Below are 18,613 nucleotides of genomic sequence, written 5' to 3'. Positions count from 1 at the left end.
TGTTTGTGGAGGTGGATGATGAGTTCTCCAGGAAGCCTCAGGGTCTGCAGCAGGTGCGTGCTGCCAGAAGCCTTTCCGGGAATAACCTTCTCGGAGGACGGCGTGTGCAATTACTGCCGCTCGCCGGCCAGTGAAGAAAACGGGGCGTTTGGCCGGGAGTACGAGAACCAGTTCCTGCAGATCATTGATTCGATCAAGTCCAAAAACAGGTATGACTGCCTGCTGGCCTTCAGCGGCGGTAAAGACAGCACGTACACTCTGTACCTCCTAAAAGAAAAATACGGGCTAAACGTTCTCACCTACACGTTTGATAACGGGTTTATTTCAGAAGGCGCCAGGAAAAACATCAAAAACATTACCGAAAGACTTAATGTGGACAACATCGTTTTTTCGCCCAGGATCGACCTGTTGAAAAAGCTTTTTGCCAGTGCCGCGTTGAACGACCAAATATATTCAAGGGCAGCCATTATGAGAGCGTCGGCCATCTGCACCACCTGCATAAATTTTATCCGGTACAATTCGTTAAAGCTGGCGGTCGAAAAGAGAATCCCCATGCTGGTTTTCGGGTGGGCTCCCGGGCAAATAGAGCGCAGGGGCATCATCCTGAAACCGCTCCCCTCTTTCCTGGCAAAATCCCAGGAAGTGTTTATCAACGCCAACAAGACGCACCTGGAAGGGTTTCAAGAGAACTACTTTCTTGAGGCCCGCGAATTTGAGGAAAACGCGCCCGCTATCCCTTATTTGATTAATCCATTGCTTTTTAACGAATACAGGATGGAAAAGGTCAGGGCCTTGATTGAAGACCTGGGCTGGGAAAACCCCGAAAACACGGATTTAAACTCGACCAACTGCCTGTTGAACGCTTTCGGCAATTACGTCCACCTGAAAAAATACGGTTATAACCCGTATGTCCAGGAGATCAGCGGGTTGATCCGCAGCGGGGTCATTACCCGCGACGAAGGGCTGGCCAGGCTGGAGGGAAGCCTGGACCAAAAAGTTATTGACGAGTGCAAACGAAAACTGGGACTGGAACACATTGTTTAGTGAGGAGGTGTTCGATATGCTCGTCCAGGAACTGCTTAAAAGCTGCGCCCAAAAGTACGGTGACCGGGTTTATGCCAGCGCCGGCGATGAAAACATGACGTACCGGGAACTGGACTACTACTCGGACAGGCTGGCCCTGGAACTAAAAAAGTACGGCCGGGGGACTGCGGTGGGGATACTATCCAAAAATTCCCTTGATTACCTGGTTTGCCATTTTGGCATAATCAAAAGCGGCAATATTGTGGTGGCCATCAATCCTCTCAATAAGGAATACGACCTGGAAAGGATTATTTCCAATGCCGGGATCAGGGTCTTGTTTACCAACAACAATTACCTGCAAACTGTCTTGAACCTGGACAAAAAATTGCTAGACTCTATCACCTGTTACAATTTCGATGACGAATTTGAGCGATACAAAAATGGTACAAGCATGGAAATAAAAAGTTTTAAAAAGGTTATTCTTGACGACAGCGATATGCATTATAACCCTGCTGACTTTTACAGGCAGGATGAAAACGACATCGCCCAGATCATCTACACGTCGGGGACGAAAGGTTTACCCAACGGGGTCTGCCTGACGCACAGGAACCTCCTGGCGAACATGGAGCAAATCATTGACCGGATAGACATTAACGAAAACGACAACATGCTGGTGATAATCCCCTTTTACTACTCATATGGGAACTCTCTCATTTTAAGCCACGTGGCCAGGGGCGCGAGGCTGACCATCAACAACAATTCACAGCTGCCCGTCTATATTCTCAATGATTTAAAAGAGAAGAAATGCACAAGCATTGCCGGTGTTGCCTCGAATTTTATTCTGCTGTTGAAAAGGTCGCCGTTTAAAGAACTGGAATGGCCCGCTTTAAGATATGTCACTTTTGCCGGCGAGCCTGTGGCCGACTGGGTTGTTTCGGAGATGAGGTCTATGGGCTTGGATGTTTACGTGATGTACGGCCAAACCGAAGCGACTGCCAGGATTTCCATTCTGAAGCCGGACGAGCTGGATAAGAAACCGGGTTCCGTAGGCAGGCCCATAAAAGGAATGGACTTAAAGATTGTCGACTCCGAAGGGAACATACTGCCGCCCAATGAGTACGGGGAGGTTATCGTCGCCGGGCCGAATATTATGAAGTGCTATTGGAACGATCCTGAAGCGACGGCCTCGAAAATAAAGGATTCGTATCTATACACCGGCGATTTTGGGAAACTTGATGAAGACGGGTACCTGTATATTTCCGGCCGAATGGACGAAATGATCAAAATAGGCGGGGAAAGGGTCTTCCCCATCGAGATTGAGAAAGCGCTTCTGACCCATGAACTGGTCGCCGAAGCCGGCGTGATAGGCATCAAGGAAGAAAGCGGGATTAGGGAAACCTTCAGCGACTACATGGGAAAAACCATATACGCTTTTGTTGTTCCGAAAGAGAGGCTGACGGAGAATGAAATATACGAATTCTGCAAAAGAGTCCTGCCGCGCCATAAAGTGCCGGCCAGGGTGGTATTCGTCGAAGCCCTTCCTCGGACCAACACGGGCAAATTAAAAAGGGATCTCCTGGCAGAACTCCTGAAGTGAGTGGTATTCAATGAAAAAAATAGGCATTGAACCCCTGTCGAGCAAGGACCTTCAGCAGTGGAGCGGGATGTGGGAGGTATACTGGAAAAACAACAACCATGTCCTGAGAACGCATGAAGTGGGTTTTTACAGGTACAAGTATTTTGATAATCCTTATGCCAGGGCGTACTGCTGTCTTAATGAGGACGGCCGGCCGATAGGTTTCTGCGGCGTCATCCTGGGGAAAGACCGGCACGGCAGGATGGCTGCTTTTTCGGACGTCATTTTTGACCCCGCTTACCGTATGCAGGGCTACGCGAAAGAGTTTGTGGAAACACTGTGCCGGCAAGAGTTAAAGGACTGCCCAAGGTTTGTCTTTTTCCCCATAGACCGCAATTCATTTATCACTTGGCGGTTTATGTTTCAGATCAATGAATACCGCGAATTGCACCGGTGGGGCATCTCGCTCGGCTGCCGGGACGCAGCGGTGAAAAAGCTGCATTTTCAATTCCTGAACGAACCGGACATAGACGGCCTGGATTTCAAAAAAGAGAATGATTATTTAAAGTGGAGGTATTTTAAACATCCGGTCAAGCACGGCTTCGTTGTTGCCGAGAAAAAGGGATTAAGAGCGGGGTATTTTGCTTTTACGACAGTCATTATCAACGGGGTGAAGGGAGTTGAAATAGGGGAAATATATATGGAAAGACAAGGGGAAAAAAAAGAATCGGCAGCTTGTTTGCGCGAAATGATGGCTTTTTTACAAACACAGGGTTTTGCCTACATGATCTTAAAAGTGCCGAAAGGAAGCGAATACGACCGTTTTTTATCCGGCTGGGAACGAAGTAAAAAGGTGCTGGAAAAAAAGTATGCCCTGTTTCTACTCGGTCAAGAACAGCCCGGCGATCTGGCGGCGGGCGAAGAGATAGATGCCCCGCGCGAGGGTACGTTTATAACGAACCTGATTTAACGGATGTGAAAGAAAGGAGCAATCGATTAATGAAAAATATTAAAAAAGAACTGAAAACGCTTATTAAAGACAGATTTTTAGCTGGAAGCGCAGCTTACGAACTGGCTTACGATTCCAAGCTGCTCGATCAACAGATCATTGACTCATCGGGAGTTCTGGTTTTGATCATGGAGATTGAGAGGATGTACGGTATCTCAATTGACGACGCCGAATTGATCCCTGAAAATTTCAATACAATAAACGCGCTGGCCAACCTGATTGACAGCAAACTTGGGTTAATGAACAAAATCAGTTAACCAAAGCAAAAGCCCGGCCTGGCTTGAAGGTTAAGTACAGCGGGGAAGGCAGTTGTCATAAAATTAGCAAGATGAAACAAATTATAAAAAAAATTATAAAGAGATCGAAGGGGAGAAAAATGGAAGAAATCAGGAAAGAGTGCAAAGTGACCTTTGACCTCGCCGCAAATTTCGATAAACAAGTCATTGATGTTATTTCGACTTATGGCGATTTTGAATGGGTATACGGAAAAATGAACCACGATGTGGTTGGCGGAGGCAGGCCTTCGATCAGGCTGCCCATCCTGTCATGGAAGGAGCTGGCTGATTATATAGAATACTGTCACCGCCACAACATCAAGTTCAATTACTTGCTTAACGCCCTGTGCCTGGGCGGGATGGAGTTCCAGAAGTCTTTTCACCAGGAAGTCGTTGAGCTGTTGAAAAGGATTTCGTCAATAAAGGCCGATGGGGTAACAATCGCCTCCCCGTATTTATGCGAAATAATAAAAAACCAGTTTCCTCACCTTTATGTTTCGGTGTCTATTTACAATAAGGTACAAACGCTTACGCAGCTGCAATACTGGAAAATGCTAGGGGCAGACGAGGTTACGATGTTTCACACCGTCAACCGTGACTTTAAAAAACTGAAACAAATGATGAAATACGCAAAGCTCCATAATATTACGATAAGGCTTATTGCCAACAACAGCTGCCTGCACGAATGCCCCTTTCACGCCAACCATGCAGTGACTCATGCCCACGGTTCCAAGGATGACGCCAAAACAAGGCTGTTTCATGTCGATTACCAGATCTTAAACTGCAATCTTTTAAAGATTAAAGACCCCTCCAGGATAGTGTCTTCAGAGTGGATCAGGCCAGAGGATATTCATTATTATGAGGAACTGAGCCAGGAGGTGGGGTATGACAGGCTGACGCTCAAATTAACCGAAAGAGGCAGGACAACCGAATGGTTATTAAGGGTGGCCGAAGCCTATCACCACAGGTCCTACCGCGGAAACCTGCTGGATATCGTAAATTTTGTGGGGAAAGGCAATTTTTACGGGAAGCTTCATGACGAGCACCTTTGGAAACAGATTGAGGAAGAAGGCTATAACGAAGAATTGTTCCGCAATTACCGCGAGTCGATTTTTTATACCCTCCCTTATCTTGATAACACAAAGCTGGATAACTTCTTGAAATTTTTCATAGACCATTACCAGTGCGACAGTAAAATGTGCGACGAAAGCGACTATGACTCCAAAACGCCAGATGATTATTTATCCGGTGAAACCTGCTCCTACTGCAGGGTCTGGGCGAAAAAAGCGCTGTCGATAGACCCTGAAGAAAGAAAAAGAATAATAGGCAGGGCTGAAAAAGCTCTGGACGACGTTAATTCGAGCAGGCTCTTTTACAGTTACGGAAAGGGATGAAACGGGATGAAGGGTTTGGAGAATAACAGGATTGGAATTTCATACAGCGATTATTACCTGCCGGGGAAATACCTTGGTGTAAATGAATTTTTCAACAGCCTGAAAAACTTTTCCCTTCCTGAAGGTTACAGCGACATGGAAAGTTTCTGCGAATCGTTTTACAAGCAGAAAAAGATCACGGGGGTGTACGTGGAAGAGGAAAAAGAAGAGGTTGAAATATTTGAAAACCTGGTCGCCGGGTTTTTCGAAGATTCGGGTGTCAGGCCGGAAGACATTGATATTTTGATTTATACCAAAGGCGTGCCCATTCATGCTTGTAAAGTGAATGTTCCTTACTACATTCATAAGAAATTCGACTTGAAAAGAGATGTCGTTACCTTTAATGTGGACCAGACCTGCGGGGCTTCCCTTACTTCCATCCATGTGGCCGAATCCCTCATCAGGACAGGAAGGTACCGCTCGGCGCTCATACTGTCTTCCAGTTTAATCAAAGAACTTGAAAAGCGTAATGTCCAGGTAACGCTGATCAGCGATGCGGCTGGCGTGCTTTATATTGAGAGCAATCCCAGAAAACTGCTGATACGGGATTATTTGTCAAGGACTACCGGCAGCTACAGTTTTACCATCGAGAGCTTTACCAAGAGAGGCAATTACCGTGAACTGGTAAATTATATTGCCGATGGTGCCGAAACGATGAAGGAGCTGTTGAGAAGGAACAACCTTGATTTTGAGGCGATCAAAGTAATATGTCCCCAAAACACGACTTACGGCGGGTATGAGATTTATGCCTCCTTGCTGGGGATCGATATCCGGAAAGTGTTTTTGGACAATATTCCCAAGGGCGCTCACACCGGCGACGTGGACACAATCAGGAATTTAACGGATATAACCGGGCAAAAAGTGGTTAAGAAAGGCGAGCTGATGATCGCTTACGGGCTGGGGTGGGGAACCAGCTGGAACGCGGCCTTGCTGGAAATGCTGCAGGAGTGACTTGAGGTTAGGGGGGAAGCAACATGAAGATAGCAGATGTTGTCTGCTCCGTTGGCCGAACTGGATATTTTTACGATGATCTGCAGGCAATAAGAAGGGGGGCGGTCCGGGATGGTTTTAATTATGCGGGTAGTCCGGTTACCGCGGGATTCAGAAAAATAAGGCAACCGGGTGAGGCCGTCTCCGTCATGCTCGTACTGGAAGATGGACAGGTGGCCTTGGGAGATTGCGTTGCTGTCCAGTATTCAGGCGCTGGAGGAAGAGAACCTCTATTCCTGGCGGAGAATTCCCTGCCGGTTATTGAAAGGGTTATTGCACCACTGTTGCGGGGGAGAGAGCTTGGCAGCTTTCGCGAATTGGCTGGTGAAATTGATACGCTGGCTTTAAGGGGAAGAAGGCTGCACCCGGCCCTGCGGTACGGGATTACCCAGGCCCTCCTCGATGCCGTGGCGAAGGCCAGGAGGATTACGATGGCCGAAGTGATTAGGGATGAATACAGGATCGCCCAAGAGATGAAGAGGGTGCCTATTCTTGGGCAGTCGGGGGATGAACGCTTTGCCAACACGGATAAAATGATTCTCAAGGGCGTGGATGCCCTCCCCCATGGGCTGGTCAACAATGTGGCGGAAAAACTCGGCTCCAGGGGAGAAATATTGAAGGAATACGTTGGCTGGGTGCGGGACAGGATTATACTCCTGAGAGAGAATGAGACCTACAGCCCGGTTATCCATATTGACACCTACGGCACAGTCGGCCTGGCCTTTGATAGCAATGTGGAGAGGATAGCCAATTATTTCGGGGAACTGGCCCTGGAGGCGATGCCTTTTAGGTTGCGCATCGAAGGGCCGCTGGATATGGAAAACAGGGCCGCTCAACTGCAGGTTTATAAAGAACTGCGCCGCATGTTAAAGGCCAAAAGGATCGCTGTGGAAATTGTGGCCGACGAGTGGTGTAACACCTGGGAGGATATTAAACAGTTTGTCGATGAGGAAGCTGCGGATATGATTCATATCAAACCTCCCGATTTGGGCGGAGTAAATAATCTGGCCAAGGCCATACTTTACTGCAAGAAAAAAGGGATTGGGGCATACTGCGGGGGAACCTGCAACGGCACTGACAGGTCAGCAGCGGTTTGTACCAATATAGCCCTGGCCTGCGGGGCCGACCTGTGCATGGCCAAACCGGGCATGGGATTTGATGAGGGGTATATGATCGTCCACAACGAGATGAACCGGGTTTTGGCCCTGGTGAACGCGCGAAATAGAGTAAAAATATTGATATGAACTGGGGTTTTGGATCATGAGGATTGGTGTATGCATAAAAGGGGTACTTGAAACGACGGCAGACGTGAGCGGGTACGGCAATGCGTTTAAATACGTGATGAATGCTTTTGATGAGTATGCCCTGGAAGAAGCGCTTAGGATCAAAGAAAAGCAAGGCGGGGTCGAAGTTGTTGCCCTCACGATTGGGAACGGCAGGCTGGAAGAAGTCCTTTATTCTGCGCTGGCCCTGGGGGCTGAGCGCGCGGTACATGTCGTGAATGAAGACGGCAGGTATATCAACGGGTTCGGGATCGCGAGCATAATAAAAAACATTGTTTTAATGGAAAAAGTAGATCTTGTGTTAATGGGAAAACAATCCGTGGACAATTCAGCACACCAGGTGGGGGGGATGCTGGCCGGCCTGCTGGGATGGCCCCAGGCGATAGATACCATCAGGCTGCAGGTGAAAGAGAACGAAGTGATTGCTGAAAGACTGGCTGAAAACGGCAATATTGAAGTTATCCGGGCGGGGATACCCTGTGTGGTCGGGGTAACCAGAGGGATTAATGAACCGCGTTATCCCTCCTTGAAAGGCGTTATCTCAGCCAGGAAAAAAGAAGTGAAAAGGGTTAGGATTGAGGAACTGGCTGTTCCGGGATCGGTTTTATACGGTCTCGAAATCGAAAGGATTCATCCGGTTGAGGAGAAGAGCGATTGCCGGTTTGTCGAAGGTGAGCCGGGAAATGCCGCGGCGGAATTAGTGAGAATTTTGCGGGAAATAGAAAAAGTACTTTGATTTAAGGAGCACGTTATGGATAACAGAATTGTGGTTTTTTTAGAGACGAACAAGGACGGGGGTTTTAAGAAAAGCGCTTTTGAGTTGATCAATGTTGCCAATTGCCTGGCCGGCCAGCTGGGGTTGGAGATAGAGGCCATCGTCATGGCGGATGAACCACCGGAGAGCATCAAAGAAATATCCGGCTGCGGTATTCGGTGCGTGCACTATCTGAAATCAACGCTCTTCAAGAACTACGATGTTCATGTTTTCGCTCCCGCATTCTTTTCCGCTGCCCGGAATTTGAGCCCGCGCCTGATCATGGGCAGCGCTTCGATAATGGGAAAAGACCTCTTCCCCAGGATTTCGGCTCTGTTTGGGGTTCCCATGATTTCAGACTGTCTCAGGGTGTTTGTTGAAGGCGGCAGGTTGAAGGCGGTCAGGCCGGTTTTCTACGGCAAAGCGCACGCACAGCTGAGTTTTACTGGAGAACCGCCATATATAGTCACCATGGCCCGCCGGTCTTCGAACCTGAAAAAAGGGGGGGGTGAGGCGAGAGGGAAAACTGAACTGGACGTGATTGAATATGTGCTGGACCACGAGCCGCCGGGGAGGCTGATTGCCGCCCGGACCCAGGAGCCGGGGCAGGAAGATGTGACGGAGGCGGAGATAATTGTCTCGGGGGGCCGGGGAATAAAAAACCCCGAAGGGTTCAAAATGCTGGCGGAACTGGCAAAAAAAATGGCAGGAACGGTCGGCGCCACAAGAGCAGTCGTTGATTCCGGCCTCGCCTCACAGGGCATTCAAATCGGACAGACCGGCAAAAACGTGTCGCCCAGGCTGTACATCGCGCTGGGCATATCGGGTGCTGTCCAGCATATTGCCGGGATCCGCGGCAGCAAAGTGATCGTCGCTGTAAACAAGGACCCTCATGCGCCTATTTTCAATTATGCAAAATACGGGATAATCGGCGATTTGTATGAAGTGGTGCCGGAAATAAACAAGGCTCTTGACAGTTTTCGCGATTGATGGGAACCAAACCAATACCATACGGGGGGATAAAGTCATGGATTATTTCTTAACAGAAGAGCAGCAAATGATAAAAAAGATCGCGGGCAGGATTGCCCGGGAAATAATAGCGCCGGTCGCCGCGCAGTGTGACGAGGAGGAGAGGTTTCCGCACGAAGTTATTAAGGCGCTTGCCGGTTCCGATTTATGCGGGGTCTATATCGAAGAACAATACGGCGGCCTGGGAGGCGGTATTTTTGAACTGGCCCTGGTGGTTGAAGAATTAAGCAAGGCCTGCGGCGGGATTGCCTTGATTTACAACGGCAGCGCGGTGGGAACCATCCCCATCATACTCTTTGGGAGCCCGGAGCAAAAAGCGAAATATCTTCCCGCTCTGGCTTCGGGGGAAAAACTGGCCGCCTTTGGGCTGACCGAGGCCAATGCCGGCAGCGACATTGCCGGCACGGAAACCAGGGCGGTTTTAGACGGCCAGCACTATGTAATCAACGGGACAAAACAAATGATCACCAATGCCGGTGAAGCGGATGTTTATGTCATTTTCGCCTCCACGGACAGAAGCAAAGGGGCTATGGGCCTGTCGGCCTTTATTGTGGAAAAAGACACCCCGGGTTTTTCTTTCGGGAAAAAGGAGGACAAACTGGGGGTAAGGGCCTCGACCACAAGGGGCCTGGTCTTTGACTACTGCAGGATACCGAAAGAAAACCTGCTGGCCGCGGAAGGCATGGGCTTTATAATCGCCATGAGGACCTTGGACAGGACGAGGCCGGGGATCGCCGCGCAGGCGGTAGGTATTGCCCAGGGCGCTTTTGAAGAAGCTCTCAAGTATTCAAAAGAGAGAAGGCAATTTGGACAGCCGATCTTTTCCTTCCAGGCCGTTCAACACATGCTGGCGGACATGGCCATGCAGATAGAAGCCGCCAGGTGCCTGCTCTACCAGGCATGCAGGCATATCGACAGCGGTGCGGACAGCATATCAAAAGAGGCGGCGATGGCTAAGGCGGTGGCGTCGGACATGGCGATGAAGGTTACGGTGGATGCGGTGCAAATCCTGGGCGGCTACGGTTATTTGAAAGAATACCCTGTCGAAAAAAGGATGAGGGACGCAAAAATAACGCAGATATATGAAGGCACCAACCAGATCCAAAAAAACATCATTGCCCGCGAATTACTGAGGTAACATTTTAAAAGAACGGAGGTAGAGATAAATGGCCAGGGAATTAAAAGCCTTGCGGGAGGAAATTGACGACATCAATTTATCAATACTGGATTTGCTTAACAAGAGAACGAGCCTGTTAAAAGAGATAGTGGACCTCAAGGACCAGAAAGGCATGGAGTACTTCGACGCAGAGCGTGAAGCGGAGATGACTGAAAAGATCTTGAGGAATAACCGGGGACCTTTAAACAATGAGCTAGTCAAGGAAATATTTAATATGGTTTTTGCCGCTTCCCTCAAGTATATGGGCATGAGCCGGGAAAGGAAACTGCTGATCAGCAGCGGTTCGCCGGAGAAGTTCGACAGCATCCAGGAAATGTTCAATTTGGACAGCAAGGAAGCGGTAATAATTGCTGGTCCCTGCGCCGTGGAAAAACCGGAATACCTGGAAACAGTTGCTGGCGTGTTAAAAGAGAAAGGCATCGGTTTTCTGAGGGGAGGCGCTTATAAGCCCAGGACATCGCCCTACGATTTCCAGGGGTTGAGGGCGGAAGGCCTGAAAATACTCCATGATGTGGCTAAAAAATATGATCTTTATACCGTTACGGAGGTCGTGGATACAAGGGATGTCGAACTCGTCGCTGAATACGCGGATGTATTACAGATAGGCGCGAGGAATATGTACAACTACGAGCTGTTAAAAGAAGTGGGACAGAGCAATTGCCCGGTTTTGCTGAAACGCGGGCTGAACGCCACAATCCAGGAGTTTTTGTATGCGGCTGAGTATATTGTTTTGCGAGGTAATAAAAAGGTCATCATGTGCGAACGCGGAATCCGCACGTTTGAAACAAAGACCCGGAACACGCTGGACCTGTCGTCGATACCGATTATCAAAAAGGAAACCCATTTACCGATAGTAGTGGATTTAAGTCACTCCTTGGGAAGAAAAGACATTGTCAATCATATGGCTTCGGCCGCTTTATCGGCCGGGGCCGACGGCCTGATGGTGGAAGTGCACCCTTACCCCGAACTTGCGCTTTCCGACAGCAAGCAGCAGTTGAGCATCGGCGAATTTGAAGAAATGCTGAACTTCGTGCGGAAAAGAGAGTATTAACAACAACCGGGAGAAGCGATCATTATGAAAAAGTTAAACGTTAAAGAGAATTTATGCATAGGCTGCCGGCAGTGCGAACTGGCGTGCTCGCTGTACAATGAAGGGCAATTCAACCCGTCCCTGGCAAGGATAAGGGTTATCTACGACCAGAAAACGAACACGTACAGTCCCAATACTTGCCGCAATTGTTCCCGGCCGAAATGCCTTGAAGCCTGTGCTGCTGGGGCTCTTGCCTTTAACCGGGAGACGGGTGTTGTTGTTTACGACAGGGATAAATGCGCCAGGTGTTATGAATGCGTAAAGGCCTGCCCGTTCAAGGCGATTTATATCGCCGAAAAAGGGTATATATTGAAGTGCGACCTGTGCGGCGGGAACCCGGTCTGTGTGAGGCTTTGCTCCCCAAGGCCGGAAAAAAGCAGCCCCTTGATGAATAACCAAGAGGGAGAACAGGCCCTCAATTACTATTGAATCGGCAAAAGGCGAGGTGATTTATCGATGTTCGGGTACGGCGATATGGCAAGGATTGATTTGAGCTCCGGGACGATTGAGCGGGAGCCGGTCGATCCCGCCCTGGCGAAAAAATTCATCGGCGGGATGGGCATAAATGACTGGCTGCTGTGGGAACATTTTTTAAAGGTTGACCCGCGGGTAGACCCCCTGGATGAGGACAATGTCCTGATTGTCGGCGTCGGGCCGTTGGGCGGGACGGCGACATGTTTCGGCACAAAAACGAAATTCACCTTCAAGTCCCCGCTCACAGGCTTTTTTGGCGATACCACCAGCGGAGGCACTTTCGGGGCGCAGCTCAGGTGGGCGGGGATAGACTACCTGGTGATAACGGGAAGGGCTCCTTGGCCGGTGTACATTTATATTGAAAACGCGAAGATTGAGATCAGGGACGCCCGCTGTTTATGGGGACTGACCACGGATGAGACCATCGAGGCATTGTATGCCGGAGGGGTTCCGGATGAGGCGGGTATTGTGTGCATCGGGCCGGCCGGAGAGAACGGCGTAAGGTATGCTTCCTTAATCGTGACGCACCACCGGGCCGCCGCTCGCGCGGGCGGAGGATGCGTTGCCGGGAGCAAAAACCTCAAGGCAATAGTTGCTTTGGGCAGCAGGGGTATTGATGTATATGATAAGAAGGCGGCCTTGAATGCCGCAGAAAAAATATATCAGGTCATAAATAACAGCGCGGGTATTGATCGGTGGAAAAAGATCGGTTCAACCATGGGTGTAGCCTACTACAATACAATTAACGGCAACGCCTTCCGCAATAACCAGTTTACGAAAACTGCTGACGAGAACATTGCCAAGATAAGCGCCGACTGGTATATAGAAAACTTAAAGCTCCGCGACATTTCCTGCTCGCCGGGATGCACTTTCGGCTGCGGTTCAACCTGTGAAGTCAGGGGAAATGAAACGCCCTTTGCCCGGAAGATACCGGGCTTTAAAGGATACAGTCCGGAATACATCACGGTTGGTTCATTCGGCATGGCCTGCGACATCCATGATTACCCGGCGATCCTGTTCCTGGGCGACCTGTGCAATAAATACGGCCTGGACTATGAAGAAATCGGTGGAATCATCCCTTTTTTGATGGAACTCCGGCAGCGGGGCATCATCAATGAACAACAGGTGAAAGAATGGTTCGGAGAAGAACTGGCGCTCGAGTGGGGCAGTGCCGAAGCGGTGGTAAAAATCATCGAATCGATTGCCCTGCAGGAAAACACACTTGGGCGGATGTGTTCTTACAGCACCGGAAAATTATGTGAGTTTATCGAGGCGCAGACGGGCGCTTGCGCAAGGCGTTATTCAATGGCCGGCAAGGGAGGAATGGTGGTTCCGGAAGAGGTTAGGCCGTTCCCTATCTGGTGCGTGATGGCTGCCACCAACACGCGCGGGTGCGACGTGATGAAAGGGTTTAATTTTATAGATAAAACGGGGAGAGAGGACGTGTCGCTACGGTGGTTCGGGAAAAAGGACGCCGGTATAAAGCATGTTCCCGACCTAAAAGGCAAGGCTGCTGCCGCGGCTGAAAACTACATTTCGGTGTTCAACTGCCTCGGAATTTGCATGTTCAGGGCCTCGTCGGCGATATATCCCCTGGATATGCTGGCGGAAGCCTATGCGGCGATTACCGGCATGGACATGACGGAAAACGGGCTGCTGCTCGCCGCCGAGAGGGCTTACAACGTGGAAAAGGCTTTCAATGTTAGGGTGGGATTGCGACGTTCGGATGACACCCTTTGCCCAAGGTGGATGGACGAACCCATCCGGTCCGGCCCCGGCGAAGGCATGAAGGCGCGCGATTTTTTCGACAGGCTGCTGGACGAGTATTATGAATACAGGGGTTGGGACCCGGTTACCTCGATTCCCACCAGGAAAAAACTTGAAGAACTCGACCTCGCGGGTATCGCGGAGGCGATGGAAAAATAAACATTAAATTTCATAAACATGTAAATTGTAGAAGGAATTTGTAAATTTGTAGAGAAGAATAGTAATAGCGGTGTATATAATACTTGAAGAGACACGAGGAGAGTTTTATAGAGAGGGAGTAATCAAGGTGTCTTTAAATATTTCTTTGTTGAACGACAAAACTGAATCTTTCCGCGAGTGGGAGAGTTTTATCCGGAACGGCAATGAACCGCAAAAAATCAGGTCCTGTATCTTAGCGTCCTGGCAAAGGTGCAAGGTTCTTAATGTCAATCCCCTGGGCGGGGAATCCCAAAGCGTCCTTACCCGGGAGGAACTCTATACAAGACTTGAAGAAAAAAGCGTAATAATAAATACATCTGTTCCTTATATTAAAAATATTTACAAAATAGTAAAAGGTTCAGGGTTTGTAGTATTTTTATGTGATGAAAAGGCTAATATTTTATACATTTTAGGGGACAAGGAAGAACTGGAAGAGTTGAGGCTGGGAACCAATTTTAAAACCGGGTCGAACTGGAGCGAAAAAAATGTCGGTACAACCGCGGTTGGGGTTGTCCTGGCCGAGGGAAAAGTCATCCAGATAAAAGGTGATGAACATTATTGTTTAAGGCAAAAAAAATGGACCAGTTCAGCCGTGCCGATAAGGGATCCCCGGGGAAACATAACAGCGGTGTTGAGCATCATGGGAAGTTCAGAGAAGGTTTACTCCCATACCCTCGGCATGCTGGTTGCCGCTGAGCTTGCCATAAGGAACCAGCTGCAGGTTTTGGAGACGTCAGAAAAGCTGCTGGTAAGCAATAAATACTACAAGGCAGTAATTGAGGCGGTTTCCGAAGGTATTCTCGCGGTTGACAGCAAAGGGTATGTCACCTGCATGAACAAGAGCGCAGGAAAGATACTGTTTACTGACCCTGGTGAAGCCATCGGGAAGCATGTTACGGAAGTGGTCGATTTCCGGCCGGTCATCCTTGACGTGCTTCGCACCGGTGAAGGGTACGTGGACAAAGAGTTTATTATCAACTCCAAGCGGGGCCGGCTGCATTTCTTTAAAAGCGCTGTCCCGATCAGGGGAGAAGACGGCCAAATAGACGGAGTGGTGGACGTGTTTCGCGAGATTAAGCAGGTTAAACACCTGGTAAACCAGATGGTGGGCGCCCAGGCTCGTTTCACCTTCGATAACATCATCGGCTCCAGCAGGGAGATGGTTGAGGCTAAGCGCCTGGCCCGCATTGCAGCCAAGAGCATGTCCAATGTGCTGATCATAGGAGACAGCGGTACGGGCAAAGAACTGTTTGCCCAGGCCATTCACAATGCCAGTCCACGGGCCGGGGGGCCGTTTATTGCCATAAACTGCGGGGCTATTCCCCGGGAATTGATCGAGAGTGAATTGTTCGGTTATGAAGGAGGAGCTTTTACAGGGGCCAAGCAGGACGGAAGGCCGGGCAAGTTCGAAATGGCCACGGGAGGCACAATCTTCCTTGACGAGATAGCCGAAATGCCCTTCGATATGCAGGTCAAACTCCTCAGGGTCTTGCAAGAGAGGGAGGTTACCCGGGTTGGCGGAAACAAAACAATAGCGGTGGATATTAGGGTGATAGCGGCCACCAACAAAGACCTTCACCGGGAAATGTCGGAAGAAACGTTCCGGAAGGACCTGTACTGGCGCCTTAATGTCCTTACGATTTATTTGCCTCTTTTATCCCAACGCAGCAGTGACATTCCCGAGCTTGTAGCCCACTTCCTGCATGAGTTCTCGAAGCGCCACAATACGAAATACACGCTGGATGCCGGCACCATGGAAATACTGTTAAACTACAGCTGGCCGGGCAACGTGCGCGAACTGGAAAACACCCTGGAAAGGGCGATTGCCTTTGCCGAGGGCAGTGTTATCATGCCGCATCACCTTCCGAAGAACCTGCTGGCAAAAAATAAGGGGCCTCATTCCTCGTCCCAGGTTGTATCGCTTGAGCAGGCAGAAAGGGAAGCCATTGCCGCGGGACTTGCGCACTGCCGGGGAAACATCAGCAAGGCGGCTAAGATGCTGGGAGTTTCCAGGAACACCTTGTACAGCAAAATAATGAAATATGGCCTTGAATATTAAAAACAAAATACAGATTAAATTTGTTGATCTTTTTGCTGTGTGCTGGTAGAATTACTTTGACGTCACATGTTATAAGGCGATGATGGGGAAAGTGGACGGTGCTGCTTTTTCAGGGAGGAAGCGCCGCAGACTGGAAGCGCTTCCAAGGCAAGACCGTTGAAGTTCTCCCCGGAGCCGCCGGGTTGAAACCGCAGCGCAAGTAGGTCCGGCCGGGTGCTTCCGCCGTTAAAAGGGAGGGGTAAGAGGAAACTTGAATTTCCATACCCAAAGTTGAGTGGGTCTTTTTTGGACCAAAAAGGGTGGTACCGCGAACGGCTTTTCGTCCCTTGCCTGGATGAAAAGTTTTTTTGTTTTATCACTTTATAATCTGAGGAAAGGAGAGAGCTTTATGTACTGGGAGCAAGAATACGAAACCATGTCGCGTGACAGGCTGGCTGAACTGCAGGGGCGGAGATTGCGAGCCACGGTGGAAAGAGTCTACCAGAATGTTCCTTTTTACCGCCGGGCTTTTGAAGAGAAGGGAATTGCGCCTGGCGACATACGCTCGCTTGATGACTTGACGAAACTACCGTTTACGGAGAAAACGGACCTGCGGGACAACTATCCTTTCGGTCTATTTGCAGTGCCCCTTGAAGAGGTCGTAAGGGTACACGCTTCGTCCGGGACTACAGGCAAGCCGACCGTGGTAGGCTACACCAGGAACGATATTAACACGTGGGCCAACCTGATAGCCCGGGCCCTGGCCATGGCGGGAGGGACAAAAGGCGACATTGTCCAGAACGCCTATGGTTATGGCCTTTTTACCGGGGGACTGGGACTTCATTACGGGGCCGAACTGCTTGGCGCCACGGTGGTGCCGGTTTCCGGCGGCAATACCGCCCGCCAGCTCATGCTGATGCAGGATTTCGGCGCCACCATTTTGTGCTGCACTCCCTCTTACGCCTTGCTGCTCGCCGAAGAGGGCCAAAACCAGGGGATCGATTTCCAGAAACTTCCTCTAAAGGCCGGCATCTTTGGCGCCGAACCGTGGACGGAGCGCATGCGACAACAATTGGAAGCAAAACTTGATATTAAGGCTCTTGATATTTACGGTTTAAGCGAGGTGCTCGGACCGGGGGTGGCGATGGAATGCCCGGCCCAGCAAGGGATGCACATTTTTGAAGACCATTTTATTGCCGAGATTATTGACCCCGAGACGAAAGAACCCCTTCCCTTCGGGGAACAGGGCGAGCTTGTTCTTACCTCCATAACCAAAGAGGCTTTTCCCATCGTCCGGTACCGGACCAGGGACATCACTTATCTCAAGCCTGAAAAATGCGCCTGCGGGCGGACACATGTGAGAATGTGCCGGGTAACGGGCCGCAGCGATGACATGCTGATTATCCGGGGCGTTAATGTGTTCCCCTCCCAGGTTGAAAGCGTGCTCCTGGAATTTGGAGAAACCGAACCTCATTATCTGCTGGTGGTTGACAGGAAAAACGTTATGGATGACCTGGAGATCTGGGTTGAGGTTTCCGCGCAGATGTTTAAAGATAAGGTTAAGGACCTGGAGGACATTGAAAACAGGCTGCGCTCGCGCATCAGCAGTGTCCTGGGAATAGCGGCGCGCATCAAGCTGGTGGAGCCGCGCACAATCCCTCGCAGCGAGGGCAAGGCTAAACGGGTTGTCGACAAGCGCGAGCTATAAACCCGAACGGCTTTTTTGCGTTTTGCTGTTCGTTTCTTCGAGCAGCGAGATCAAGGTCTCATGAGGCAGGTCAGAGAAGTCTTCGTAAAACTGCCCCACAGCCCGGAAATAACGGGGAGCTTCAAGGAAGACCAGCCTGCCGGCCAGGGCCGTAAAAATGGGAACCGCATCTTCAGGCAATACCGGGACGGCAAGAATGAGCGGGTTGTCCGTTTTCTTTTGCAAAGAGGAAAGCGCGGCTTTAACGGTCTGCCCGGTGGCGATGCCGTCATCCACCAGGATAACGTCGCATCCCGCCAGGTCAGGAATGACTCCCCACCGCCCGTAAAGTTCGAGCCTTTTTTTGATCTCTTCCTTCTCTTTTTCAATTACAGGTTGTAAAGCGGCCGGGGTCAGGCCAAGTAAATCCAGGGTTTCCTCGTCGAAGACCGCCGTATGGTCCGGGGCCAGGGCGCCCACGGCAAACTCGGGATTATGCGGCGCCCCGATTTTCCTGGGCAGGATCACATAAAGTGGTGCTCCGAGTTTTTTCGCAATTGGAGCGGCCACTTCCACCCCTCCCCGCGGGATACCTATAACGACGGGTTTTTCCAGGTTTAACCCGGCGACTTCGGAGGCCAGGAGCAGGCCGGCCTGATTTCTGTTTCTAAACAAAACTTGTCACCTCCACAAGGCTAATCGAGGTGTTCTTATACACAAATATACCAGAAACAGATAGAACCAGGCAAATGTTGAAAGAGCTAATTGCTATGTTCAGGGGGCCAAACAGCACAAGCGTTGAAAGGAACG

16 protein-coding genes and 1 other annotated feature are annotated in these 18,613 nt (G+C 50.0%); of the genes, 15 read left to right on the top strand and 1 reads right to left on the bottom strand.

Annotated elements, in window-relative coordinates; genetic code table 11:
* Positions 1-15: 15 nt before the first annotated feature.
* The 15 genes from NUV48_06635 to NUV48_06565 all read left to right on the top strand — a co-directional run bounded on the left by NUV48_06635 (position 16) and on the right by NUV48_06565 (position 17,824).
* Entirely contained in the window at positions 16-1,044 is a 1,029-nt protein-coding gene (locus NUV48_06635; protein MCR4441814.1) for a 7-cyano-7-deazaguanine synthase, read from the top strand.
* A 16-nt stretch (positions 1,045-1,060) separates the two neighbouring features.
* Positions 1,061-2,620: an acyl--CoA ligase gene (locus tag NUV48_06630; protein ID MCR4441813.1), complete on the top strand. Its 1,560-nt coding sequence runs from the start codon at positions 1,061-1,063 to the stop codon at positions 2,618-2,620.
* Positions 2,621-2,630: 10 nt separating this feature from the next.
* A complete protein-coding gene (locus tag NUV48_06625) occupies positions 2,631-3,569 on the top strand; it encodes a GNAT family N-acetyltransferase (GenBank protein MCR4441812.1) in 939 nt (312 codons plus the stop codon).
* A gap of 29 nt (positions 3,570-3,598) precedes the next feature.
* Positions 3,599-3,865: an acyl carrier protein gene (locus NUV48_06620; protein ID MCR4441811.1), complete on the top strand. Its 267-nt coding sequence runs from the start codon at positions 3,599-3,601 to the stop codon at positions 3,863-3,865.
* A gap of 119 nt (positions 3,866-3,984) precedes the next feature.
* The gene (locus NUV48_06615) at positions 3,985-5,277 is read left to right on the top strand and encodes a U32 family peptidase (protein ID MCR4441810.1); all 1,293 of its coding nucleotides are present in this window, start codon (positions 3,985-3,987) and stop codon (positions 5,275-5,277) included.
* A gap of 6 nt (positions 5,278-5,283) precedes the next feature.
* Positions 5,284-6,267, top strand: coding sequence for a hypothetical protein (locus tag NUV48_06610; protein MCR4441809.1), 984 nt, complete (start codon positions 5,284-5,286; stop codon positions 6,265-6,267).
* Positions 6,268-6,290: 23 nt separating this feature from the next.
* Positions 6,291-7,550, top strand: coding sequence for a methylaspartate ammonia-lyase (locus tag NUV48_06605; GenBank protein ID MCR4441808.1), 1,260 nt, complete (start codon positions 6,291-6,293; stop codon positions 7,548-7,550).
* Positions 7,551-7,566: 16 nt separating this feature from the next.
* The gene (locus NUV48_06600) at positions 7,567-8,325 is read left to right on the top strand and encodes an electron transfer flavoprotein subunit beta/FixA family protein (protein MCR4441807.1); all 759 of its coding nucleotides are present in this window, start codon (positions 7,567-7,569) and stop codon (positions 8,323-8,325) included.
* A gap of 15 nt (positions 8,326-8,340) precedes the next feature.
* Positions 8,341-9,333, top strand: coding sequence for an electron transfer flavoprotein subunit alpha/FixB family protein (locus NUV48_06595; protein MCR4441806.1), 993 nt, complete (start codon positions 8,341-8,343; stop codon positions 9,331-9,333).
* A 37-nt stretch (positions 9,334-9,370) separates the two neighbouring features.
* Positions 9,371-10,510 carry an acyl-CoA dehydrogenase family protein gene (locus NUV48_06590; GenBank protein MCR4441805.1) on the top strand — a complete coding sequence of 380 codons (1,140 nt, stop codon included), beginning with the start codon at positions 9,371-9,373 and terminating at the stop codon, positions 10,508-10,510.
* A gap of 28 nt (positions 10,511-10,538) precedes the next feature.
* Positions 10,539-11,600 (top strand): bifunctional 3-deoxy-7-phosphoheptulonate synthase/chorismate mutase, encoded by a 1,062-nt coding sequence (locus NUV48_06585; protein ID MCR4441804.1) that lies wholly within the window; start codon positions 10,539-10,541, stop codon positions 11,598-11,600.
* 24 nt (positions 11,601-11,624) lie between these two features.
* Positions 11,625-12,068 carry a 4Fe-4S dicluster domain-containing protein gene (locus NUV48_06580; protein MCR4441803.1) on the top strand — a complete coding sequence of 148 codons (444 nt, stop codon included), beginning with the start codon at positions 11,625-11,627 and terminating at the stop codon, positions 12,066-12,068.
* A 27-nt stretch (positions 12,069-12,095) separates the two neighbouring features.
* A complete protein-coding gene (locus NUV48_06575) occupies positions 12,096-14,039 on the top strand; it encodes a hypothetical protein (protein MCR4441802.1) in 1,944 nt (647 codons plus the stop codon).
* Between the two features lie 127 nt (positions 14,040-14,166).
* A complete protein-coding gene (locus NUV48_06570; GenBank protein MCR4441801.1) occupies positions 14,167-16,137 on the top strand; it encodes a sigma 54-interacting transcriptional regulator in 1,971 nt (656 codons plus the stop codon).
* Between the two features lie 70 nt (positions 16,138-16,207).
* Positions 16,208-16,467, top strand: a binding site (T-box leader).
* A gap of 58 nt (positions 16,468-16,525) precedes the next feature.
* Positions 16,526-17,824: a phenylacetate--CoA ligase gene (locus NUV48_06565; GenBank protein MCR4441800.1), complete on the top strand. Its 1,299-nt coding sequence runs from the start codon at positions 16,526-16,528 to the stop codon at positions 17,822-17,824.
* Here NUV48_06565 and NUV48_06560 read toward each other — a convergent pair.
* On the bottom strand, positions 17,819-18,478 hold the full coding sequence (locus NUV48_06560; protein MCR4441799.1) for a phosphoribosyltransferase family protein: 660 nt from the start codon (positions 18,476-18,478) through the stop codon (positions 17,819-17,821). The genes NUV48_06565 and NUV48_06560 overlap by 6 nt on opposite strands.
* Positions 18,479-18,613: the final 135 nt, after the last annotated feature.

The sequence above is a fragment of the Peptococcaceae bacterium genome (assembly GCA_024655825.1).
GTDB lineage: Bacteria > Bacillota > Peptococcia > DRI-13 > PHAD01 > JANLFJ01.
The sequence above is the reverse complement of the archived record's forward strand: the minus strand, read 5'-3'. Positions and strand labels throughout refer to the sequence as shown.